Genomic DNA, 21,966 nt, shown 5'->3' on the forward strand with positions numbered 1-21,966 from the left:
ATGGAAAAAATAGCTGAACTTAAACGCGCCAAGCTGCTGGCGCTGTCGCTGCTGCTGATTGCCGCCGCGGCGTTTATCACCACCCTGTTCCTGCCGCAAACCTTCTGGGTGCGCGGCGTAAAGGCCATTGCCGAGGCGGCGATGGTCGGCGCACTGGCGGACTGGTTTGCCGTCGTCGCGCTGTTTCGCCGGGTGCCTATCCCGTTTATCTCACGCCATACGGCGATCATTCCGCGCAACAAAGACCGCATTGGCGACAATCTGGGTCAGTTCGTGCAGGAAAAGTTTCTCGATACCCAGTCGCTGGTGGCATTGATCCGCCGCTATGAACCGGCACAAATGATTGGCACCTGGTTCAGCCAGCCCGACAACGCCCGGCGCGTCGGGCTGCATCTGATTCAGGTGATGAGCGGTTTTCTTGAACTGACCGACGACGGACGCATTCAGCGGCTGCTCAAACGGGCGGTGCATAAGGCCATCGACAAGGTCGACTTCACCGAAACCAGCGCGGTGATGCTGGAGAGCATGACCCGGAACAATCGCCATCAGGTGCTGCTGGACGCCATCATCAACCGCCTGATCGCGCTTATCCAGCGTGACAGCACGCGGGACTTTATCGCCGACCAGATTGTGCACTGGCTGAAGACCGAGCATCCGCGCAAGGCCATGGTGCTGCCTACCGAGTGGCTCGGCGATCAGAGTGCGGAGATGGTGTCGAATGCGGTGAATACGCTGCTGGATGATATCAGCCACGACCGCACGCACCAGATCCGCCAGGCGTTTGACCGCGCCACGCTGAAGTTTATCGACAACCTGAAAAACGATCCGGAAATGGCCGCCAAAGCCGATAACATCAAGCACTACCTGAAGAACGACGAGGCGTTTAACCGTTATCTGGGCGAGATGTGGGCCGACCTGCGTCAGTGGCTGAAAGCGGATATGCAAAGCGAGGACTCGCGCGTCAGGCAGCGCATCGCCAACGCCGGACTGTGGTTTGGTGAAACGCTGTCGAACGATGCCAGCCTGCAGGCATCGCTGAACGAGCATCTGGAGCAGGCGGCGCACCGCGTAGCACCGGATTTTGCCGCGTTCCTCACGCGGCATATCAGCGACACGGTCAAGAGCTGGGATGCCAAAGATATGTCGCGCCAGATTGAGCTTAACATCGGCAAAGACCTGCAGTTCATCCGTGTGAACGGCACGCTGGTGGGCGGGACCATTGGCCTGATCCTGTTTTTACTCTCGCAATTGCCTGCCGTGCTCGCGCATTAATTCGCCTCAGGCGGCGCGATCACATAGCGCGTAGGGGCAAAGCGATTGAGGATCATATGCACCAGAAAGACCATTGTCAGGGTCGCCACCAGCGCAAAGGTCACCGAGGTAATGCGATAGAGATCGCTGAACACCAGGTCGCTGTCCGGGTGCATGTTCTGCCCGAACATAATGCCGATGGTGGTGATGCTGGAAAACCCGACCCCGGCGCCAACCTTCTCCATCACGTGCAGCCGCGCGCCAAATGCCAGCCCAAGGCCGATAAGCGGCATCATCAGCAGCATATGGCTGCTGTGATCGTAAAGGATAAGCTGGACGACCAGAATGTAGAGGCAGCCCAGCACCACGCCGACCACGCGCCAGAGGGAACTCATCACGGCGCCGCGATAGTGCATGGGAAACAGAATCAATACCCCGGCCATCAGCGCGGAAAGTGAGTCGCTCAGGTCGCTTATCTGGAAGATGACGAAAATCAGGGTGGCAACGGTCCCGGAAAGCAGCGACTCGTGGCGCACACGGGCGTCATCTTTTTCAATCAGCGGCGGCGGCTTGCGCGGCTCCACGTCCGGCAGCAGGTAATTCATCAGCGCGCTCAGGCACACCGCCATAACGCTCGCTTCGATATTGGAAAACAGCAACGTATGCCAGTCGGTGGTGGGATAGCTCATAAAGTTGAGCATCACGCTCTGGCAGACCACGCCCATCGAACCAAACAGAAACAGCGGTCCCTTACTCATAAAGCGAAAACGCATGACGTACAGGGCGAACACGACTAACGTCATGATCACCGGCCATTGCGACAGATAGCCGATGATAATGACCATTTCAACGCAGTTAAGCGAGGCGCTAAAGATAAATTGCTTCGCCACGTGGCGGTTAAAGACCGGTACCAGCGACAGCAGCATGATGGGGTAGACCACGAAAAACACGCCGTAGTGAGTGTTGTAAAAACTCGAAATGCTCAGCGCAATCATGCCGGCAAAGACGATGCGCAGGGTCTGGCGAAAGTCGTTTGCCGTATAGACGATGTTGCCGTGCGGGGTAAACACCCGCGCCAGAGTGTTAATAGACATAGTGCAGCAGGCTCACCAGGTGGATCTGCATCCCGGAGAAGAAGCGCGCAAACGGCCCTTCGCTGTTATAGAGCTGCACGGTGGCACGCGCACCGGTCGGAAGCTGCTTCGGTAGCGCCTCGTCCAGCGCCACGTGGATTCGCATACGCTGGGCATCACGAACCCACCGGTTGGAGGTTTCTGGCTCGGACAGCTCGCCGTTCACCGCCTCCTGTCCGGCGAGGATCCCCGCATCGCTGCTGGTCACATGCGCACGGAAGACGTGTCCCGGGAAGGCGTCAAACACCACGGCGGCATCGGTTCCCTGATGGGTATGGCGCAGGCTCTTCTCGCGGAAGTCGGCCACGATATCGGCCTGATTATTCACCAGCGCCAGCGCGGCCGAGCCGGAGGAGGCGTAATAACCCGGGCTAAGCTGCAGGTTACTGACCGTGCCGTCCGCCTGGGCGTAAACCTTCGTCCAGCCAAGATTCAGTTCCGCTTCATCCAGCGCGTTGCGGTATTTCTGCAGGGTGACGTTGCGGTGTTCTTCCCGCTCACCGCGCTGAATGCGCAGGTTACGGATGTTCGCCTGCAGCGAACTGACGGACTGCTCGCTGCTCTGCCAGGTGGTCCGGACTTTATCCAGATCCGCCTGCGACACGTTCTGCAGCGTGCTGAGTTTCTGATAACGATCGTAGGTCACCTTGTCGTTACGCGCGGTCAGCACGGCGGTTTTCAGGCTGGCCTGTGCGGCTGCGATCTGCGCATCCAGCTGTTCGTTAGAAAGACGTGCCTGCTCCAGCGCGATTTGCGCTGCTTCCACTTTATTGCGAAACGGCGTGTCATCCAGCTCAAACAGCAGGTCGCCTCGCTTCACCTGGCTGTTGTTGTGTACATGGACAGCCGCCACGTAGCCGGAAACGCGCGGAGAAACCGGTGTCACCACGCGCATGACGGTGGAGTCCGGCGTCAGCGGGATCCAGATGTCCGCGACGACAAAGTAGACAAACATCAGCAGGAAAGAGGCAATACTTACCCTTACCCAGCGGGCAAACTTTTGTTCAGGAGTCATTATTTTTCGGTCTTGTTATCTTCTTCGCGGATTTTCCGCAAATTGCAGGCGATTTGATTCAATGTGGCGCTGAAAATATCGAGATGCTCCGGCGCGATGTTTTGCGATACGCGCGCCTGAAATGTCTCGATCACCCGGGAGAGCGTCCTGAGTACGGCGTTCCCCGCCGGCGTCAGCGTGAGTAGCCGGATACGCTTGTCATAAGGCGATACAGTGCGTAACAGGTAACCCTGTTTTTCCAGCTGTGTCAGCGTGCGCATCAGCGGCGGCAGTTCAATACCCTGCACCTCCGCCAGTTCACTCACCGAGACGTTATCCCCAAGCTGTTGAAGCTGCATCATCACCGTCCAGCTCGACTGGGTTAACCCGGTCTCGAGAATGGCGTCGTCAATCACGGCGCGCCACTGACGCACGATCATGGCCATCCGCATCCCCATCGGTCTGCGGCTAAACAGTTCTTCTTCACGCATGGGATATCCTCTCGTAACACGCGGTCAAGATAATAGTTACCAGGGTAAGTATCAAGAAACGAGAGACAAAAGAGCAGGAATTGCGAAAGACGAATGCCCTCTCCCGGTGGGAAAGGGCATCAGACCGCCGAGAATTTAGCGGCTAAAACGTTTTTTAATCGCAACGTTTCCCGACGCGGTGACCACCACGTCCCGATATCCCGCCACCCGCTGGATCCAGCCGTTGCTGTCCAGATACGCGAGGAGCGCCGCGCCCGCCTCGCCCCCAAGGTGAAACCGCCGCTCGCTCCAGTCAAGACAGGCACAGCAGGCCTTACGGCGCGGATTGGCGCTTAATGAAATACCGAGCGTCAGGAACTGTTCGCGTCCATACACGGTCAGGGCCGACCCGTCCGTCTCCAGCCAGCCCTGCGCCTGCATAAAATCATAGATTTGAACGGCCACCGTCCCTGCCAGATGGTCGTAACAGGTGCGGGCTTCACGCAGGGCTTTCGGGGCGGAGGTTTCCGGCGGGGTGATGCGGCTCCACGACAGCCCCATCATCTGCTCGACCAGTTCCGCCACATCGTGTCCTGCCAGGCGGTAATAGCGATGCCGCCCCTGTGACAGACAGGTAATCAGCTTGCCGTCCAGCAGACGGGTCAGGTGCCCGCTGGCAGTGGAGGGGGCGATATCCGCCGCCGCGCTCAGCTCGGTGGCGGTCCATGCCCTGCCATCCATCAGCGCACAGAGCATTTTCACACGCGACGGATCCGCCATGGCGGCGGCCACTGCCGCCATGGCCTGTTCCAGCAGCGCGCTGTTGTCAGGGGGTAAACGGGTCTTAAGCATGGACTGCCCATGGTCTGGTGATCTCTGCCGCCAGCTTATCATTATCCGTCAGCAGAATGAGGTGATTCGCATGGTCGCTGTACTGGGTCAGTACAGACACACCGTGAGCCGCTAACGCCGCGGCAATCTCGCCCAGCTCACCGGGGCGCGCCTGCTGCAGTTTTCTGATCAGCGGTTTACGGACTGACCGGACGTTAAACCCGCCCTCAAGCAGCACGCGACGGGCTTTTTCGCCCTCTTCCACCAGGAAATGGGCTTCGGTACCAAACACGCCGCCGCCCTCCAGCCCCACACCATTGCGCCCCAACAGCTGGCCAAATCGCGCCAGTTCCCCTGGCGTAGCGTCGAAAATCACATGAACGTCATACATCCGCATGCCCTCCGGTTTCTGAGGCGTATTCCCGCACCACCTGCGCCACCCGAATGCGGTAGTACGTAAAGATAGCCTCCCGCCCCTCCCTCTGCGCCGCCTGATGAAAGACGTTCTGCTTCCAGCGGCGGACCGCTTCTTCATCCCGCCACCAGGAGAGGGAGAGAATTTTGCCGTCGGTGGTCAGGCTCTGAAAACGCTCGATATCAATAAACCCGTCGATATCCGCCAGCAGGGGCTTGAGTTCGGCTGCGAGCTGCAGGTAACGCGCCTGGTGGGCAGGCGCGGCCTGGGCTTCGAAAAGGACTGCAATCATGGTTGTCTCTCCGTTGTGAGGGTGCGAAGAGCATGCAGGAAAGAAAATGCGGATGCTTCGGTGAAGGGCGAAGTATTGTCGCCCTCTTTTCGGGAGGGCGACAAACGGTTATCCCAGAATCGACTTCGGCTCCATAAACGCGCGGATCCCCCACTCGCCCATCTCACGCCCCACGCCGGAGTGCCTGAACCCGCCAAACGGCGCTTTAGGCTCATGGGCCAGCGTGTTCACCAGCACGCGGCCCGCGACAATCTGCTGCGCCACGCGACGCGCACGTTCGACATCCCTGCCCAGCACCATCGCACTCAGGCCATACTCGGTGTCGTTGGCAATGGCGACGGCTTCGGCCTCGTCCTGATAAGCGATCACACACAGTACCGGGCCGAAGATCTCTTCCCGGGCAATCGCCATCTGATTTGTGACATCAGCAAACAGCGTCGGGCGCACAAACCAGCCGTCCTGCGTGCCTTCCGGACGCCCTTCGCCCCCCACCAGCAGGTTTGCCCCCTCGTCGAGACCTTTACGGATATAGCCCTGCACCCGCAGCCACTGTTTTTCACTGACCATCGGGCCAATTTCTGTCGCGTTATCCCGCGGATCGCCGGATTTCACGGCCGCGACGGCCTGCGCCAGCGCAGTTTCGATTTCCGCCTTACGCGACCGCGGTACCAGAATGCGCGTTCCGGCCACGCACGCCTGCCCGCTGTTCATAAACCCGGCCTGCACCACCAGCGGGATAGCCTGCGCCAAATCGACATCATCAAGCAGGATCGTCGGCGATTTACCGCCTAACTCCAGCGTCACCCGCTTAACACTCTGCGCCGCGTTGCGCAGTATCGCTTTGCCGGTAACGGTCGAACCGGTAAACGAAATTTTCGCCACGTCCGGATGGCGGCTGATGGTCTCACCGACCGTATCACCCCGTCCGGTGACAATGTTAAACACGCCCGGCGGTAACCCGGCATCGCGCAGCGCCTCGGTGACAATGCGGGTTTGCAATGCGCTCATCTCGCTCGGTTTAATCACCGCCGTGCAGCCCGCCGCGAGCGCAGCCGCCAGTTTGCCGCAGATAAACCCCGCGTCGCTGTTCCACGGGGTAATAAGCCCGGCGACACCAAGCGGCGTCATCTGCACCGTTGCCGCCCCCGCTGTGGTCACAAACTCAAAGGCTTCCAGCGCCTCGATGGCCTGGGCAATGACATCTGCCGGGTAGCGGGCCATCCACGCCGAGCGCGAGGCTGGCGCGCCGTACTCTTCAATCACCGCGTCCAGCAGCGCGTCATGACGGGCGGCCACGGCGGCATGCATGCGTTTCAGCGCGGCAATACGTTCCTGTCGGGGGGTTTGCGACCATGCCGGAAATGCCGCTTTCGCGGCCGCGATGGCATGCTCAGCGTCTACCTCATCGGCCAGGCGAACCTGGCCAATCACCCGCGCCGTCGCCGGATTGTATAAATCAAAACGTTCGGTGCCGTGCGGGGTAACAAATTCGCCGTTGATAAAGATCTGTTCGATGTTGTGCATATAAACCTCCTCAGGCTGTATGGACACAGTCTGGCACGGCTTCTCCGTTGCGATAATCCACGCTATGCTGCAAGGGTTGTTTCGATTTTCAGGATAATCTATGCATCGTTCGGGTCTGACAGAGCTGGAAGTGGTTATGGCGGTGGTGCGGCGCGGCAGTTTTCGCGGTGCGGCACAGGAGCTGGGCATGTCCGCCACGGCGGTAAGTAACGCTATCGCCGGGCTGGAGAGCCGCCTGGAGACGCGCCTGTTTAACCGCACGACCCGCAGCGTGGCGCTTACCGACGCCGGGCAGCGCTACGTGGCCCGTATCGGCCCGGCACTGCAGGCGATACGCCAGGCCAGCGAAGAGATCCACAGTGATACCGGCGAACCTGCCGGCACCCTGCGCTTAAACGTACCGAACCATATCGGTGCGCTCTTTCTGGATCAATTGCTGATCGACTTTATGATCCGCTACCCGAAAATGCGCGTCGAGACGCTAAGCGAAGCACGGATGATCGACATCGTCGCAGAAGGTTACGACGCCGGGATCCGTCTTGAAGAATCCGTGCCACAGGACATGATCGCCGTGCCGCTGACCGGTGAAATCCGCCAGCTTGTCACCGCCACGCCGGATTACTTTGCCCGCCACGGCACGCCGCACACGCCGGAGGATCTGCTCTTACATCAGGGGATCGGTATGCGCATGGCGCACGGTGGGATCTACCGCTGGGAGCTGGCGCGTCACGGGGAACAGTACGCCCTGGCGGTACCGCCGCGCTTTGCCACGTCCGATCTTTTCGCCTCGATCCGGGCCGTGAAGGCGGGATTAGGGATAGGGTTTTTACCGGAACTGTATATCCGGGAAGAGCTTGAAAGCGGGGAACTGGTGAGCGTGTTAAACGACTGGACGCAGCCGTTTGCCGGGCTGCGTTTGTACTATCCGGGGCATCGCCACGTCCCGCCAGGGTTACGGGCGCTGGTGGCGATGATCCGTGAGCGCGGGGTTATTCGAGGTTAGCTTTGTTCAGCCCGTAAGCCGCGTCCAGCGAGCCCGGCTCCATGCGGGACGTGATCCCCAGACGGTTCCAGGCGTTGATCGCCACAATGGCAAAGTTCAGCTCTGAAATCTCCACGTCCGAGAAGTGCTCCGCCACGCTGCGGTAGAGCGCATCGCTCACGCCATGCACGCTAATTTGCGTCAGCGCTTCGGCGAAGGCCAGCGCCGCTTTCTCACGGGCGCTGAACAGCGGGGACTCGCGCCATGCCGCCAGATGGTACAGGCGCAGCTCGCGTTCTCCGGCGATTTTGGCCTCTTTCGAGTGCATATCCAGGCAGAAGGTACAGCCGTTCAGCTGTGAGACACGAATGTCGATCAGGTGCTTCAGCGCCGGGTCGAGAGAGGTTTTCGCCACTTCCATGCTCAGGTTGGACAGCGCGTTGGCGAGGGCAGGTGTGATCTTATGGTGGTTTACGCGAGTGCTCATTGTCTTTCCTCTTTTTTGTGCGGCATATGTCATGCGATGAGGACAATCTACGCGGATAATGACATAGTAAAAAGACACAAAAACCGTCAAACTAGGTAGGACATGAAACCGGGCTATCACGCTATTTATACCCGCTATCGCGACAACATCACGCGTGGCGTGCTAAAGCCTGGCGACAAAGTCCCCGCCATTCGCGTGCTGGCGGAAGAGCTGAAGGTGGCGCGCAAAACCGTTGAAACCGCTTACGCCATCCTGACGGGCGAAGGGTATCTGGTAAGCCAGGGGGCACGCGGCACGCGGGTCAATCCGGACCTGTTACTGCCTGCGCAGCACGCCCCTGCGGAGCAGACCACCGGCACGCTTCCGGCCTCGCTGATCGGCCAGCGCGAACGGGCAGGTTTTCTGCGCCCCGGCATTCCCTCCCTCGACAGCTTTCCCTATAAAAAATGGCTGCTGCTTTCAGGCCAGGCGACGCGCGCCATGCGCCAGGAAGAGATGCTGAATCCGCCCGTGCTGGGCTGGTATCCCCTGCGCCAGGCGATTGCCAGCTACCTTAATATTTCACGCGGGCTCGCCTGCACCGCCGAGCAGGTGCTGATCACCAGCGGCTACAGCGGTAGCCTGCGCCTGATCCTCGATACGCTGGCCAGCCGCAGCGACAAGGTGGTGTTTGAAGATCCGGGCTACTTTATGGGCCAGCAGTTGCTCAAGCGGATCGTGCCGCGCCTGCACACCGTGCCGGTCGATCGCGCCGGGATCGATACGGAATACCTGCTGCGCCACCATCGCGATGCCCGCTTCGCCATCGTCACCCCGTCGCACCAGAGCCCGCTGGCGGTCACCCTCTCTCTGCCGCGTAAACAACAGCTTCTCGACTGGGCGAGTCAGAACGAGGCCTGGATTATTGAGGATGACTACGACGGGGAATTTCACTACACCCGCAAGGTGCTGCCGTCGCTAAAAAGCCTCGACCGGCACGACCGGGTCATTTTTATGGGCACCTTCAGCAAAACCATTATGCCGTCGCTGCGCATGGGCTACGTGGTGATGCCCGCCAGCACCCTCGGGGCGTTTACCGACTGCGCGGACATCGTTACCAGCGGCCAGCCGGTGCTGACGCAAAAGATCCTCACCGCCTTTCTCAACGAAGGCCATTTTTTCCGACATCTTAAGAAGATGCGGGCCCTGTATCAGACCCGGCGGGAGTGGATGATTAAGGCTTTACAGGAGGTGTATGGCGACCTGTTTTTCACCGAGCAAAACGACGGTGGGATGCACATCGTGGCATTCCTTTCGAAGGGGAGTTGTGACCGGGAAATCGCACACTGCTGGCAAGCGCAGCAGCTGCAGGTTAACGCGCTCTCGGAGTGGTATCGCGGCTCCGGCAAGCGTTACGGACTGGTGATGGGCTATAACAACGTGCGCACGTATCAGGAGGCGGTGGCACTACTTGAAAGGCCAAAACAAGAAACGCTGGAATTACTACTCTGAAATCAGATAGCTATCCACGCCATAAAAGAACGTGATAAAGATACAATCTTGAGCCTTTTTTATATTTCTAAGGAAAAGAAAATGAAAGCCATTCTGGGATTTGACTACTTATTAACGCCACGCGTGCTGGTCTTCTTCTACTGGATCGTCATGCTGGTGATTTTGATTGCCGGCGTGTATTCCATGTTTACCGACCATCTGATCACCGGATTTATCGGGATGATTTTCAGCCTGATCGGCTGTCGCGTGACGTTCGAACTGATCATGGTTGCGTTTAAGAATAACGAATATCTGCGCCGCATCGCTGAAAACACCGCGGTGAAATCAGTCGAATAATCTCTCCGTTGCGCCGGGTAGGGGTTTCTCCTTACCCGGCCAGCGCCGACCCTGCCCGCTTACACATCATAGCGCGACAACCCGACATCCTTGAGCTGCTCGTCACTCATCTTGCTCAGGATGCGACGCGTGCGGTGAATACGGTACCAGTTGCGTAGCGTTTTGCCGATCCAGACAAAAACAATAAACGGACGTTTTGAACGGTTCTCGTAAAATTCCATGATGCTCTCCTCACTGTGCCAGTAGCGTTATCATCATGGAATTCAGGGCGTACAATACAGATTCAAAAACATCTTTTGTTTAACATACAGATCCGCTAAAACTGTATCTGCATGCCGTTTTTTGCGGCAATCTGTACTGGTTTTACAATCTGTATGGTGAAAACAAAGGATACAGCATGACGCGCTACCAACATCTCGCCAATCTTCTGGCGGAACGCATTCAACAAGGGCTGTATCGCAGCGGTGAACGTCTGCCGTCGGTGCGCGCGCTGAGCCAGGAGCATGGCGTTAGCATCAGCACCATACAGCAGGCCTACCAGATCCTCGAAAATCTGCAGCTGATCACGCCTCAGCCACGCTCCGGCTATTTTGTCTCGCAACGTATGGCCATGCCGCCCGTACCGGCAATGACGCGTCCGGTGCAGCGTCCGGTAGACGTCACCCAGTGGGATGAAGTGATGATGCTGCTGGATGCCCGTGCCGACAAAGAGATGATCTCCTTTGGCGGCGGCTCGCCGGACGTCAATCAACCGAGCCTGAAACCGCTGTGGCGTGAAATGAGCCGCATCGCGCAGCACAACCCGGGCGAGATGCTGAGCTATGACGTGCTCGACGGTCGGCTCGAGTTGCGCGAGCAGATCGCACGGCTGATGCTGGACGGCGGCTCTACCGTGGCTGCGAATGAGATTGTCATCACCAATGGCTGCCACGGCGCGCTGTCGATTGCCCTGCTCTCGATATGCAAACCGGGCGATATTGTGGCCGTGGAATCCCCGTCGTTTCACGGCACCATGCAGATGCTGCGCGGGTTCAACATCAAAGCCATCGAAATTCCCACCGATCCCGAAACCGGGATCAGCATTGAAGCGTTAGAGCTGGCGCTGGAGCAGTGGCCCATTAAAGCGGTGATCCTGGTGCCCAACTGCAATAACCCGCTGGGTTTTATCATGCCGGAAGCGCGGAAGAAGCAGGTGCTGGCTCTCGCCCAGCGGCACGATATCGTGATCGTGGAGGATGATATTTACGGCGAGCTGGCGGCGGAATACCCGCGCCCGCGCACCATTCACTCCATGGACATTGATGGCCGCGTGCTCCTGTGCAGCTCGTTTACCAAGACCGTGGCACCGGGCCTGCGCGTCGGCTGGATTGTGCCGGGGCGCTATTACGACCGGGTGATGCACATGAAATACGCCGCAGGCGGCTTTAACGTGCCGGGAACGCAGATGGCGGTGGCGGCGTTTATTCGCGACGGCCATTATCATCGTCACGTTCGCCGTATGCGCCAGATTTATCAGCAGAATATGGAAACCTATACCTGCTGGGTGCGGCAGTATTTCCCGGCGGAGATCTGCGTGACGCGCCCGCAGGGCAGTTTTTTACTGTGGGTGGAGTTACCGGAAAACGTCGACATGGTGTGCGTCAGCAAGCAGCTGTGCCGGCTGAAGATCCAGGCGGCAGCCGGGTCGCTGTTCTCTGCGTCCGGCAAGTACCGCAACTGCCTGCGGATCAACGTTGCGTTACCGCCAACGGAGAAGCATCGCGAGGCGCTGAAGAAGATGGGTGAGGCAATTGTGATTGCGATGGAGGAGTAGTGCGGCCTGATGCCCTCCACCGCCAGGCCGGGCAAGGCGTCACCGCCGCCCGGCACTGTCACCGACTCAAAACGTCCATGAAACGCTGCCAACGATACTGCGTTCCGCGCCGAAATAGCAGTAGGAGAGTGAGTTACACGCCGCCACATAGCGTTTATCGGTCAGATTATTGACGTTCAGCTGCGCGCTCATGCCCGTGAGCCCCACCTTCGACAGGTCATACCCCACCACCATATCCACCAGCGTATACGACGGCAGCGTATGGGTGTTCTGGCGATCGCTGGTAATGCCGTTGACGTAACGAACGCCGGAGCCGACGGTCAGGCCGTCCAGCGGGCCCGTTTTCACGTCGTAGCTGAGCCAGGCACTGGCCATATTCCGCGGCGCATAGACGGCGCGCTTGCCCTCCTCTTCCGGGCTGCTCTTCTTGTAGCGAATGTCGGTATAGGTGTACGCCGCCTGCATGCGCAGGCTGTCGGTCAGTTGACCCACCGCTTCCAGCTCAACGCCCTCGGACTCGATTTCACCGATGGAACGGTACGGATCGGTCGGCTCCTCTTTGGTGGCGATATTCTTCTGGTTGATGCGGAACACCGAGGCGCTGAACTGGCTGTTCATCCCCTCGGGTTCATACTTCACGCCCGCTTCCCACTGCTTGCCTTTCATCGGGTCCAGAATGTTGCCCTGCTCATCGGCGAAGCTGGTCGGCGTAAAGGCCGTGGAGTAGCTGACGTACGGCGCGACACCGTTATCAAACAGATACAGCAACGCCGCGCGGCTGCTGACGTTGTTCTTATCCAGGTCGCTGCGGGTATGGTTAACGTTATCAACGTTCGACACGCTTACCTGGTCATAACGCCCGCCCAGCGTCAGGCGCCAGCGGTCAATGGACATCTGATCCTGCAGGTAGTACCCGGTCTGGCGCAGCTTATGTTTTTCCTTGCTGTACTGGGTGATGTAATCCGGTTTCGCACCGTAAACCGGGTGGAACGCGTCGATGGGCGGGAAACCGCCGTAGTAGCCGGTCACGTTATTGGTACGGTCCTGATAATCCAGGCCGATCAGCACACGGTGGTTAACTGCCCCGGTATCGAAACTGCCGTCGACCTGGTTATCCAGCGTGATGGCATTCATCTTCTCGTCAGAACCGGAATAGCCGCGGTTGAGCTCGGTATCGTTCAGCCAGCCCGCGGCATATACCTGATTCAGCTCCACTTTGGTGTGCAGATAGCGCAGCTTCTGGCGCACCGTCCAGCCGCTGTCGAACATGTGCTCAATGTTGTAGCCCACCATGTTTTCCCGACGATCGTACTTGTCGTAATCATCCTCACCTTCAAAGAAGGTGTTGGTGATTTTCTTACCGTTATGCGGCACCACGGTGCCGTCATAAGGCAGGCCGGAGTGGCTCCCCCCCTCCGGATCGCGGTGCAGATAGGCCATCAGATCCAGACGCGTGTTATCAGTGATGCGCCAGGTCAGGCTCGGCATCAGCGCGTAGCGCTCTTCCTTCAGCGGATCAAACTGGGAATCGGCATAGCGGGTCATCCCGCTGAGGCGCACCGCCACGCGGTCGTTATCATCGACCGGACCGGTAACGTCGAACATCGCCCCGCGCTGGTTATTGTTCCCGGCAAATAGCTTAATCTCCCCGCCCGGATCGAACGACGGCTTGCGGGAGGTCAGCGCCACGATACCGCCCGGCGATGAACGGCCGTACAGCACGGAGGCCGGGCCACGCACCACCTCGATATTGTCGAGGAACCAGGGATCCACCACCAGCGAGCTGTGAGAGTTGGTGTCTCCCATCATCTTCAGGCCGTCGAGGTAGACGTTATCCAGACTGCCGTCGGAGAAACCGCGCAGCACCATGTAGTCGAAGCGGTTTGACGCGCCAATCTGGTTGCTGTAAACCCCCGGCGTGTAGCTCACCGCCTGGCGCACGCTGGTCGCGCCCTGCTCTTCAAACTGCTCGCGGGTAACGATTGAGACCGACTGCGGAGTCTCTATATCCGGCGTTTCAAGCTTGGTGGCAGCAGATTGCATCTGCGACGTGACCACAACGGTGTCCGTTTGTTGTGCATCCTGCGCCAGTAAAGGAAAAGCGACGCTACCGGTAACCCATCCCACCAGCAGTGCCAGACGTGACTTAGCAAACATAACCCTCTCCAAAGGTATTTCTTATTGTTAATAAGAATTATTACCTTTTTGAGAGGGCAAACAGCTATGCGCGCCGCCAGGATACGTATGCGCGGTGCTAAACCGCACGGGTTGCGTTCGCGTGAAGAGAAAAAGTAGGTTAGCGGCGTTTGCGCACGTCGCCCGGTGCAATACCGTAATGGCGACGAAACGCGGTAGCGAAATTGGTGGCGTGCTGATAGCCACACATCCACGCCGCCTGCTGCACGCTGTAGCCTTCAAGCAGATAGCGACGCGCCTGCGCGAGCCGACATTCGCGCAGGTAATCGAAAAGGGTACAGCCGTAGCGTTGACGAAACTTGCTGCGCAGGCTGCTCGGGCTCATGGCGGCGAGGGCGGCCAGCTGCGCAAGAGTATGATCCTGCTCCGGAGACTGTTCCAGCCTGCTGCGCACGCGTTCAAGACGCGCATGCTCTGGCCGGCACGGGAAGGATTGCTGGCGCTGCGCCAAACCCTGGCCCAGAAGCTGATACATCAGCCCTTCCAGCAACAGCTGACGGGATAACGCGCTTAGACCCTGCTGCTGAGCATGCTGGATCCCCGCAAGGACAAACTCAGGAACGTGCCAGACCAGGGTGGGCGCATTCAGGCTTTGCCATTCCTGGAGCAGCGACTCAAGCAGGGTCTCGCGCCTGGCATCGTGTGGGAACAGACCAAACGAGAGCGTTTTCAGCGTGCTGTCGGCATCGTGACGCGCGCACATTATCTGCTCTTCACTCAGGCGGGAGCTGAAGGCCATGCCGGATCGTACGACATATTCAACGCCATTGAGCGCGATCGTGACGCCGCCTTCCAGCACCACCAGCATATAGAGTGGGCTGCTATGGCGAGAGGTGGTTTCGTAAGGTTGTAAAACGCGAACGTTGGAGTGGGTCAGTGAAATGCCGGATGAAAGCGTCATCTCTTCCACATTCCCCTGCAGCACGGCGCGGTTGTTGACCTGCGCATCTTTTAACTGCGGGAACCGGTAGTCGATGCCGTAGCGCTCACCGAATATCTGAAAATCCTCAACAAAAAACAGGCGTTTCGCTGATCTATTTTCACGCTGGAGCATATGACGGTGCCTGCATCGGGGAAAGGACAAACGAAACAGTACCATTCATTGGTGGTGGCAGCAATCACCGGGCATAAAACGTATTACGCTCCGGTCTGAGCCGGAGCGAAGAAATATATTTCAGTTAAAGAGATATATTTATGCTTGCTGCCACTCAGCAAAAACCTCTTTATGGTTTTTGGTCAGGACAACTTTATTATCATCCACTTTGTCCACCCAGCCGAGCGGTATAAAGTGGTGCTTCCCACCGGATTCCGGATCGCTTTTCGCAAGCTTGATGCGCTCACCATCCAGATGGTCCACAACACCGACGTGTGTTCCGCAGCTGGCGACAACCTGAGCGTGATCCATAATTGCGTTTTTATCTACCATAATAATTCTCCCGTTTTGGTTATTTGGCCGTTGCACGGAATTAACTGTAGCGCATAAATTTGGCTTACGGCCGCTTATTAGCATTTTGAAACATCATTGACACAACAGGATATTATGACTACCGCGAGGCATAGCGAAGCATAATGAAAAAATAAGAATAAGATGAATTATTCTCGATGTTTATTTTTTATTTCATAATTACATTATCGCAACCAACGAGGAGGCATTAATGACGATTCATAATATTCGTAATAATCGTACAGAAATTTCACTGGCTCTTGGTGAGGCGGTTTTAGACATTGTGCAAAAAGGCCACGAGCTGTCGCGTGAAAATCTGGCGCAGGCGATGAAAACAAAAGCAGAGAAGGAGCGCGACGATGAGCGGCTCCTGAATTACTGGAAAGCCTGTAATATGCTGGTCTGAACGAGGCGGCGTTTAGCCTGGCTAAACGCCGCCAGCCATTACTCGTCGAAGAACCAGTAGCCCTGGTTAATCAGTCCGGTCAGTTCGTCAATAAACGCCGGATTGTTCAGCGCCTCGCCCAGCTCAGCCTGGCCGAGTTCCGTGTAGCGACACAGCACGTCCGCAGCCTTCGCATCTACCGTTTCCAGCAGTTCGCTGTTGATGAAGACGCTGCCGTTGATATTCAACACGCGCAGACCGCTCAGGCGAGACAGCGTTTCGCCCCCCTGCAATGCATCAAGCACTTCTTCTGCCGTGTACGGCGGTTCCGCGGTGGCAATATCCAGCTCATGGCGCGGCGTCGAGACAAAGCTACCGAACCATTTCGTGAAATCATCAGGCTTGCTGATCATGTCGATCATCATCTGGCGAATACGATCCAGTTCGTACTGTTCCACGCGTCCTGGATGTTCGCGGCAGGTCAGATCCGGATCGCTGTAGTGCTCGCCGCCCAGATCGTTTTCCAGCGCGTAATCGGCAAAGCTGCTGATCAGATCGCGGCCGTTCGGCCCGCGGAAACCGACGGAGTAGTTGAGCGCCGTTTCGTGGGTAAAGCCGTCGTGCGGGAAGCCAGGTGGAATGTAGAGGATATCGCCCGGGGCCAGATCTTCGTCGATGATCGGCTCAAACGGATCAACGTGCAGCAGTGCCGGATGCGGGCAGAACTGGCGCATTGGCAGCTTGTCACCCACGCGCCAGCGGCGGCTTCCCATCCCCTGAATGATAAACACATCGTACTGATCGATATGCGGACCCACGCCGCCGCCAGGGACAGAGAAGGAGATCATCAGGTCATCCAGACGCCAGTCTGGCAAGACGCGGAACGGGCGCACCAGCTCCGCTGCAGGCATGTGCCAGTGGTTTACCGCCTGCGCCAGCAGCGACCAGCCGGTTTCGCCCAGGCCATCGAAGTGCTCAAACGGACCATTGCTGGCCTGCCATTTACCGTTGGAATGGCTGACCAGACGGCTATCGACTTCAGGCTCCATCGCCAGCCCTGCCAGTTCATCCGGGGTAATCGGGTCAACAAAATTGGGGAAGGCATTTTTCAGCACTACGGGTTGTTTCTGCCAGTATTTCTCAAGAAATTCCGGCCAGTTCAGGTTCAGTTGATACGCCATGGGTAGCACCAGTGAGAGGGTAAACAGGCGCGATTATAGGGGAGACGGTCAAGGGGGAACTTGTCATGGGTCAAACGAGAGGAGAAGGCCGGCTCAAACGTCCGGCCCTGAGGGATCAATCCAGCTTCAGATCGTCATAATGCGTAATCAGTTTACCCACAATGCCGTAGTCCAGCGCTTCTGCCGGAGACATCCAGAAGTTGCGGTCGGTGTCTTTTTTCACTTTTTCCAGCGGCTGGCCGGTGGCGTCAGCAATCAGCTTGTTCACGCGATCCAGCATGCGGATGATCTCGCGCGCTTCAATCTCAATATCCGTCGCCTGACCACGCACGCCACCCAGCGGCTGGTGGATCATAAAGCGGGTGTTGGGCAGAGAGTAGCGGTGCTCTTTTTTCGCCGCCAGGAAGATGGTGATCCCGGCGCTCGCCACCCAGCCGGTGCCGATGATGTGTACGTCCGGACGGATGAACTTGATGAAGTCATGGATGGTATCACCCGCTTCCACGTGGCCACCCTGGCTGTTGATGTACAGCTTGATCGGATCGGTGCTCACGCTTTGCAGCAGGATCAGCTGGGTAATGACTTTTTGCGCCAGTTCCTGGTTGATCTCACCGGAGATAACAATCGAGCGGGACTCGAGCAGTTTTTGCTGCAGCGCGCCCGCGCCGTTTGACCCTTCCGCTTTATCCTTATCGCCTTCTTTCAGTGTGTAGTGCATTGTTATGTCCTCAGCATTTAGCGCTCAAAACCAGAGTGTAGCCTGTTTTACCGGTCAAAGTCCTCAGGCGCACACAATGCGAACATCCTGCGCTGCAAACGCGTCGATAACGTCCTGTTTAATATTCGCGGCCACCACCAGCACATCAATGTCGCGGCTCTTTGCCACGACAAAGCGCGCCACGCCGGGAAGCTTGTCAGCAGTCAACGCCACGATGGTCTGGTTGCTCTGGGCGATCACTGCTTTTTTGAACGCACAGTCGGCAAAATCAAAGCCGGTCAGCCCCATCTCAGGATCCATCGCACAGCCACCGATAAAGGCCTGATCAAAGATAATCCCCTCAAGCTGGCTCGCTGCCGTGGCACCCACCGTCGCGCCGGACGCCCGCTGGATCTGCCCGCCAGTGATGATCACCTCACACAGCGGATGTTGCAGCAGCGCGGTCGCGATGGCCGGGGAGTTGGTCACCACCGTCACGCTGAGTTCGGCAGGAAGGGCTTTCGCCAGCGCCAGGTTGGTGATGCCCGTATCCATAAAGATACAGCCACCTGCCTTGATCAGCGTTGCCGCTTTCTGCGCGATTGTGGCTTTTTGTGCACTGTTTTCCTGCTCGCGGCGGCTAAATGTCCCCGCATCCGGCAGCTGAAGTACCGCGCCACCGTAGACCTTTTTACAGAAGCCCTCTTTGCTAAGCTCATGTAAATCACGGCGAATGGTGTGCTCGGAGACCTTCATTTGTGTCGCCAGTTCGGTGCACACCACCCTTCCGCTCTCCTGAAGGATCTGACGGATCAGCGCTTGTCGTTGCTCCGGAAAAGCAGCATAATCGAGCATTATAAGTCCTTTAAAATAACAAAACCGAGCATCAAAGCGCATAATGTTGCACTGCGCGTGCTCTGTCAATCAGCACTCACCGCGAGGATAACAATGAACATTGCCCATGTTGCACTCTGGACCCGACACCTTGATGCACAGGTACAGTTCTGGGAAACGGTTTTTGGCGGACGCCGTAATGAACGCTACCTCAGCAAAAATCGCCCGGGCTTTGCGTCACATTTTATTACCCTGGATGGCGGGCCAACCCTTGAACTGATGACGGTTCCGGACCTGCCCGACGCCCCGGCTCATCCGGAGTTTATTGGCTGGGCGCATATCGCCATTCACGTCGGCAGCCAGGCAGATGTGGACCGTATGGCGGCGCAGGCGCAGTCAAACGGCACCCTGCTCAGCGCCCCCCGCATGACCGGGGATGGGTTTTATGAGGCGGTGATTGCGGACCCGGACGGCAACCGGATTGAGCTCACAGGAGAGTAAAAGACATAACGCCTGCCATGCAGGCGTTAATGTTTAATTCACCGTGGCCGGGCGCGCCAGATTTTCCTCGCCCTCACGTTGCTGCGCTTTCTCGTGCTGACGTTCCGCCAGCAACCGGCAAATCTCCGCATGCTTCTCCTCGGTAAAGGTAAAGCGCGACATAAACCCAAGCCGGATCAGCGAGCCGATGGCCGGCAGCAGACAGATACCAAAGAACAGCCCCGACAGCACGCCGTCACTCTGGGTTTGCGCCTGCGGGACATAACCGATCATCGTCAGAAACACGCCGATTAACCCACCGCCGACCGCCACCGACATCTTGCCGGTAAAGGTCTGTCCGGAGAAGGTGATCGCCGCACAGCGCTTGTGGGTGTGGTACTCCGCATACTCAATGGTGTCGGCAATCATCGACGAGGTGAGGATGTTGGACATCATCACAAACAGCGTACTCAGGCCAAGCAGGATAAACAGCATCGCCGTCTGCTGATAGCCCACAAACCACATCACCACGCGTACCGCAACATCCAGCCCGCAGAGGATCATAAACAGCTTCCGCTTCTGCATCCTGCGCGTCAGCATTGGGGCGACGAGACACACCACCGCCGCCATAATCCCCATCACGCCGATCGCCATCTGCAGGCTGCCGTCACCCATATTGTTGATAAAGAAATAGATGTAGAGGCCGCCGGCCACGTTATGGAACACGCAGAAGAAGAACGACAGCAGAACGATAAACAGCGGCTTGTTCTGGCGCAGGTTATGGAAGGTGTCACGTATCGTCACCTTTTCCGGACTCGGCGGCACACGCTCCTTAATCTGCATAAAGCCGTTGAGCATCAGCGGCAGGCCGACCAGCATCATCACCAGCGCCGCCATAAAATAGCCTTTGTCGTTGCTGTACTGGGCGAAGAACGCCGCCAGTTTCGGGAAGAAAATGTTGGCGCAGGCGATCCCGGCGTTAACCCCCAGCATGGCCGCCGTCACCGCGCGGGTGCGCTGCCCGGAGTCGTTAGTCATCACCGACGACATCGACCAGAACGGGATATCAGAGATGGCGTACAGAGTTCCCCACAGAATGTACGTCACCCCGGCGTAGAGAATTTTGGTGGTCATGTCCGCTTCGATTTTATAGAACGACAGCAGCGTGACGCCGGTAATGAGTAATGGGGCGATCAGCAAAAAGTGGCGAAACTTGCCGAACCGGGTGTTAATGGTGTCCATTATGCTGGCAAATAGCGGGTCGTGAACCGCATCCCACGCGCGGGCAATCAGGAAGATGGTACTCGCCGCCAGCGCCGAAATCCCCAGCACGTCGGTGTAAAAATAGTTAATAAACGAACCCACTAAACCAAAGCTAAAACACTGACCTAATCCATAACCAAAATAAGACCACAATTCGCGAGACGGTATTTTCATTGTCATTGCCATAGTGCGTACCTGGTTGCCCGGCGGCAGGCCGCCGGGTCGATATTATTAGCCCTGCGCTTTCGGGGCGATCTTACGGAGCTTCTTCATTAAGGCCATTTCACTGCGCGAGAACGGGATACCGTTCTCCTCAAAGACGTCGTGGAACCAGAGGCGGCAGTAGTCCGTAGACTCCTTCATCACCACCGGCCACGGCAGCCACGTCTGGGTTTTACCGCGCACCAGCCCCCACTGATACGGCGCGACCTTCGCCGTGTACATCAACGGGAGCTGCTCCTCGAGGGTGCTGCCCACGTGCCGGGCCAGCCATTCGGTGCAGAAGATTGGCCGCCCAAGCGCCTGCAGCTGCTGGATAATCGCGGTCATGCGTCCGGTGTTGGTGTAAGCGTGGAAGCTCACCACGTCGGATAGCGCCAGCGCGGTTTGATCCAGCGGATGCTGATAAAACGTCTCGCCCTCCTCTTCCGCCGGCAGACGCCACGCGCAGACGGTGAGCGGCTGAGTGGGATCCTCTTCACGCACCCACCGGAACGCCAGCTTCATCAGCTCATGCGCGCAGGTCTCCAGCTTCGCGTCGTACTGCACCTCCTGCGTACCGGTCGCAAAAATGCCGCGGTTGCCCGGCTCGTTATACAGATCCCACAGCAGTACGCGCTCATCGTCGCGGAACTGGCGGATAACGTCGCGGATATAGCGCTCAATCTGCGGCCAGCAGTCGGGATCGCAGACTTTATCGCGCCCCGGGCTCGCTGCCGCCTGGCTGTTGTGCTTGCCCGGCACCGGCGGCTTTTGCGGCCCCAGATACGGTTCATCGCCGGAGAAACCGCAGTCGTCCATCAGGGTCAGCATGGTGCTGAACCCGTGGCTGTCGGCCATCGCCAGAAACGCGTCGATGCGCGCCATCAGGCCGTCGCGATCGTGTTCCCAGACAATAAACGGCAGGTTGATGCGCAGGGTGTTGTAGCCCGCCTCCGCCGCCCAGCCCAGTTCGCGGTCAATGGTATCGGCATCGAAGGTCTCTTCCTGCCAGATATCGGTCCAGTTCACCGCCGTCGACGGTAAATAGTTAAACCCACACAGCCAGCCTTTTTGCTGATACCACGCCTGTGCCTGCTCCCTGCTCCACTGCTCTTTCATTACGCGTCCTCTTACTGATAATATTTAGCTAATAAATATTAGCTGCGGGATAAATGCGCAATTCATGACGCTCCGAAAAGCGACAGCCTTCACAAAGTTCATGCAGGCGCGAATAAGAAACGTGATCGACGGCGCGTAAGCGAACAG

The 21,966-nt window shown here is 57.8% G+C and carries 24 protein-coding genes; 7 read left to right on the plus strand and 17 right to left on the minus strand.

From position 1 onward, the window contains the following. Complete coding sequence (locus tag BJ887_RS12990; RefSeq protein WP_014168469.1) at window positions 1–1,272, plus strand: DUF445 domain-containing protein; 1,272 nt, start codon at window positions 1–3, stop codon at window positions 1,270–1,272. Here BJ887_RS12990 and BJ887_RS12995 read toward each other — a convergent pair. The 7 genes from BJ887_RS12995 to BJ887_RS13025 form a co-directional block, all read right to left on the minus strand. Next, entirely contained in the window at window positions 1,269–2,345 is a 1,077-nt protein-coding gene (locus BJ887_RS12995; RefSeq protein WP_025205646.1) for a DUF2955 domain-containing protein, read from the minus strand. The genes BJ887_RS12990 and BJ887_RS12995 overlap by 4 nt on opposite strands. After that, the gene (locus BJ887_RS13000; protein WP_086533213.1) at window positions 2,335–3,402 is read right to left on the minus strand and encodes an HlyD family secretion protein; all 1,068 of its coding nucleotides are present in this window, start codon (window positions 3,400–3,402) and stop codon (window positions 2,335–2,337) included. Before BJ887_RS13000 ends, BJ887_RS12995 begins: the two co-directional genes overlap by 11 nt. After that, on the minus strand, window positions 3,399–3,869 hold the full coding sequence (locus BJ887_RS13005) for a MarR family winged helix-turn-helix transcriptional regulator (RefSeq protein WP_121339948.1): 471 nt from the start codon (window positions 3,867–3,869) through the stop codon (window positions 3,399–3,401). The genes BJ887_RS13000 and BJ887_RS13005 overlap by 4 nt, the downstream gene beginning before the upstream one ends. A gap of 135 nt (window positions 3,870–4,004) precedes the next feature. Continuing rightward, window positions 4,005–4,700, minus strand: a complete 696-nt coding sequence (locus tag BJ887_RS13010) for a helix-turn-helix transcriptional regulator (RefSeq protein ID WP_047955002.1) — start codon at window positions 4,698–4,700, stop codon at window positions 4,005–4,007. Further along, window positions 4,693–5,070, minus strand: coding sequence for a hypothetical protein (locus BJ887_RS13015; RefSeq protein ID WP_032679564.1), 378 nt, complete (start codon window positions 5,068–5,070; stop codon window positions 4,693–4,695). The genes BJ887_RS13010 and BJ887_RS13015 overlap by 8 nt, the downstream gene beginning before the upstream one ends. Beyond that, entirely contained in the window at window positions 5,063–5,386 is a 324-nt protein-coding gene (locus tag BJ887_RS13020; RefSeq protein ID WP_014168463.1) for an antibiotic biosynthesis monooxygenase, read from the minus strand. Before BJ887_RS13020 ends, BJ887_RS13015 begins: the two co-directional genes overlap by 8 nt. A 108-nt stretch (window positions 5,387–5,494) precedes the next feature. After that, window positions 5,495–6,910, minus strand: coding sequence for an aldehyde dehydrogenase family protein (locus BJ887_RS13025; protein WP_121339949.1), 1,416 nt, complete (start codon window positions 6,908–6,910; stop codon window positions 5,495–5,497). Between the two features lie 100 nt (window positions 6,911–7,010). Between BJ887_RS13025 and BJ887_RS13030 the strand changes: the two genes are divergently transcribed. Further along, window positions 7,011–7,913 carry a LysR family transcriptional regulator gene (locus tag BJ887_RS13030; RefSeq protein WP_020885327.1) on the plus strand — a complete coding sequence of 301 codons (903 nt, stop codon included), beginning with the start codon at window positions 7,011–7,013 and terminating at the stop codon, window positions 7,911–7,913. Here the strand turns inward: BJ887_RS13030 and BJ887_RS13035 are convergent. Continuing rightward, the gene (locus tag BJ887_RS13035) at window positions 7,900–8,379 is read right to left on the minus strand and encodes a carboxymuconolactone decarboxylase family protein (RefSeq protein ID WP_020885328.1); all 480 of its coding nucleotides are present in this window, start codon (window positions 8,377–8,379) and stop codon (window positions 7,900–7,902) included. The genes BJ887_RS13030 and BJ887_RS13035 overlap by 14 nt on opposite strands. A 102-nt stretch (window positions 8,380–8,481) precedes the next feature. Here BJ887_RS13035 and BJ887_RS13040 point away from each other — a divergent pair, with 102 nt between their 5' ends. Both BJ887_RS13040 and BJ887_RS13045 read left to right on the plus strand, forming a co-directional pair. Next, entirely contained in the window at window positions 8,482–9,870 is a 1,389-nt protein-coding gene (locus BJ887_RS13040; protein WP_014168459.1) for a PLP-dependent aminotransferase family protein, read from the plus strand. A gap of 81 nt (window positions 9,871–9,951) precedes the next feature. Further along, on the plus strand, window positions 9,952–10,206 hold the full coding sequence (locus BJ887_RS13045) for a DUF4282 domain-containing protein (protein WP_020885330.1): 255 nt from the start codon (window positions 9,952–9,954) through the stop codon (window positions 10,204–10,206). 59 nt (window positions 10,207–10,265) lie between these two features. On the opposite strand, the gene BJ887_RS13050 is transcribed toward BJ887_RS13045, so the two are convergent. Next, the gene (locus BJ887_RS13050; RefSeq protein WP_014168457.1) at window positions 10,266–10,427 is read right to left on the minus strand and encodes a DUF1127 domain-containing protein; all 162 of its coding nucleotides are present in this window, start codon (window positions 10,425–10,427) and stop codon (window positions 10,266–10,268) included. Window positions 10,428–10,603: 176 nt separating this feature from the next. Here BJ887_RS13050 and BJ887_RS13055 point away from each other — a divergent pair, with 176 nt between their 5' ends. Beyond that, entirely contained in the window at window positions 10,604–12,019 is a 1,416-nt protein-coding gene (locus BJ887_RS13055) for a PLP-dependent aminotransferase family protein (protein ID WP_121339950.1), read from the plus strand. 66 nt (window positions 12,020–12,085) lie between these two features. On the opposite strand, the gene foxA is transcribed toward BJ887_RS13055, so the two are convergent. The 3 genes from foxA to BJ887_RS13070 all read right to left on the minus strand — a co-directional run bounded on the left by foxA (window position 12,086) and on the right by BJ887_RS13070 (window position 15,641). Then, on the minus strand, window positions 12,086–14,194 hold the full coding sequence (gene foxA, locus BJ887_RS13060; RefSeq protein WP_113656621.1) for a ferrioxamine B receptor FoxA: 2,109 nt from the start codon (window positions 14,192–14,194) through the stop codon (window positions 12,086–12,088). A gap of 121 nt (window positions 14,195–14,315) precedes the next feature. Further along, complete coding sequence (locus tag BJ887_RS13065; RefSeq protein WP_121339951.1) at window positions 14,316–15,269, minus strand: AraC family transcriptional regulator; 954 nt, start codon at window positions 15,267–15,269, stop codon at window positions 14,316–14,318. 138 nt (window positions 15,270–15,407) lie between these two features. Then, window positions 15,408–15,641 (minus strand): DUF2171 domain-containing protein, encoded by a 234-nt coding sequence (locus BJ887_RS13070; RefSeq protein ID WP_020885334.1) that lies wholly within the window; start codon window positions 15,639–15,641, stop codon window positions 15,408–15,410. A 229-nt stretch (window positions 15,642–15,870) separates the two neighbouring features. On the opposite strand from BJ887_RS13070, the gene BJ887_RS13075 reads away from it, so the two are divergent. Beyond that, the gene (locus BJ887_RS13075) at window positions 15,871–16,065 is read left to right on the plus strand and encodes a DUF2767 family protein (RefSeq protein ID WP_014168453.1); all 195 of its coding nucleotides are present in this window, start codon (window positions 15,871–15,873) and stop codon (window positions 16,063–16,065) included. A 38-nt stretch (window positions 16,066–16,103) separates the two neighbouring features. On the opposite strand, the gene BJ887_RS13080 is transcribed toward BJ887_RS13075, so the two are convergent. From BJ887_RS13080 to BJ887_RS13090, 3 genes are all read right to left on the minus strand, one after another. Then, window positions 16,104–17,225: a cupin domain-containing protein gene (locus tag BJ887_RS13080; RefSeq protein WP_032679556.1), complete on the minus strand. Its 1,122-nt coding sequence runs from the start codon at window positions 17,223–17,225 to the stop codon at window positions 16,104–16,106. Window positions 17,226–17,340: 115 nt separating this feature from the next. After that, window positions 17,341–17,943 carry an ATP-dependent Clp protease proteolytic subunit gene (locus BJ887_RS13085; protein ID WP_121339952.1) on the minus strand — a complete coding sequence of 201 codons (603 nt, stop codon included), beginning with the start codon at window positions 17,941–17,943 and terminating at the stop codon, window positions 17,341–17,343. Window positions 17,944–18,006: 63 nt separating this feature from the next. Further along, a complete protein-coding gene (locus tag BJ887_RS13090) occupies window positions 18,007–18,777 on the minus strand; it encodes a DeoR/GlpR family DNA-binding transcription regulator (RefSeq protein ID WP_121339953.1) in 771 nt (256 codons plus the stop codon). A gap of 93 nt (window positions 18,778–18,870) precedes the next feature. Between BJ887_RS13090 and BJ887_RS13095 the strand changes: the two genes are divergently transcribed. Next, the gene (locus BJ887_RS13095) at window positions 18,871–19,257 is read left to right on the plus strand and encodes a VOC family protein (protein ID WP_020885338.1); all 387 of its coding nucleotides are present in this window, start codon (window positions 18,871–18,873) and stop codon (window positions 19,255–19,257) included. Window positions 19,258–19,290: 33 nt separating this feature from the next. Here the strand turns inward: BJ887_RS13095 and BJ887_RS13100 are convergent, their stop codons facing one another. Continuing rightward, complete coding sequence (locus BJ887_RS13100) at window positions 19,291–20,685, minus strand: MFS transporter (protein WP_020885339.1); 1,395 nt, start codon at window positions 20,683–20,685, stop codon at window positions 19,291–19,293. 45 nt (window positions 20,686–20,730) lie between these two features. Further along, window positions 20,731–21,819 carry a cellulase family glycosylhydrolase gene (locus BJ887_RS13105; protein WP_032679554.1) on the minus strand — a complete coding sequence of 363 codons (1,089 nt, stop codon included), beginning with the start codon at window positions 21,817–21,819 and terminating at the stop codon, window positions 20,731–20,733. Between the last annotated feature and the right edge of the window lie 147 nt (window positions 21,820–21,966).

The organism is Enterobacter sp. WPR_3_1 (genome assembly GCF_003635055.1).
GTDB classification, from domain to species: domain Bacteria; phylum Pseudomonadota; class Gammaproteobacteria; order Enterobacterales; family Enterobacteriaceae; genus Enterobacter; species Enterobacter ludwigii.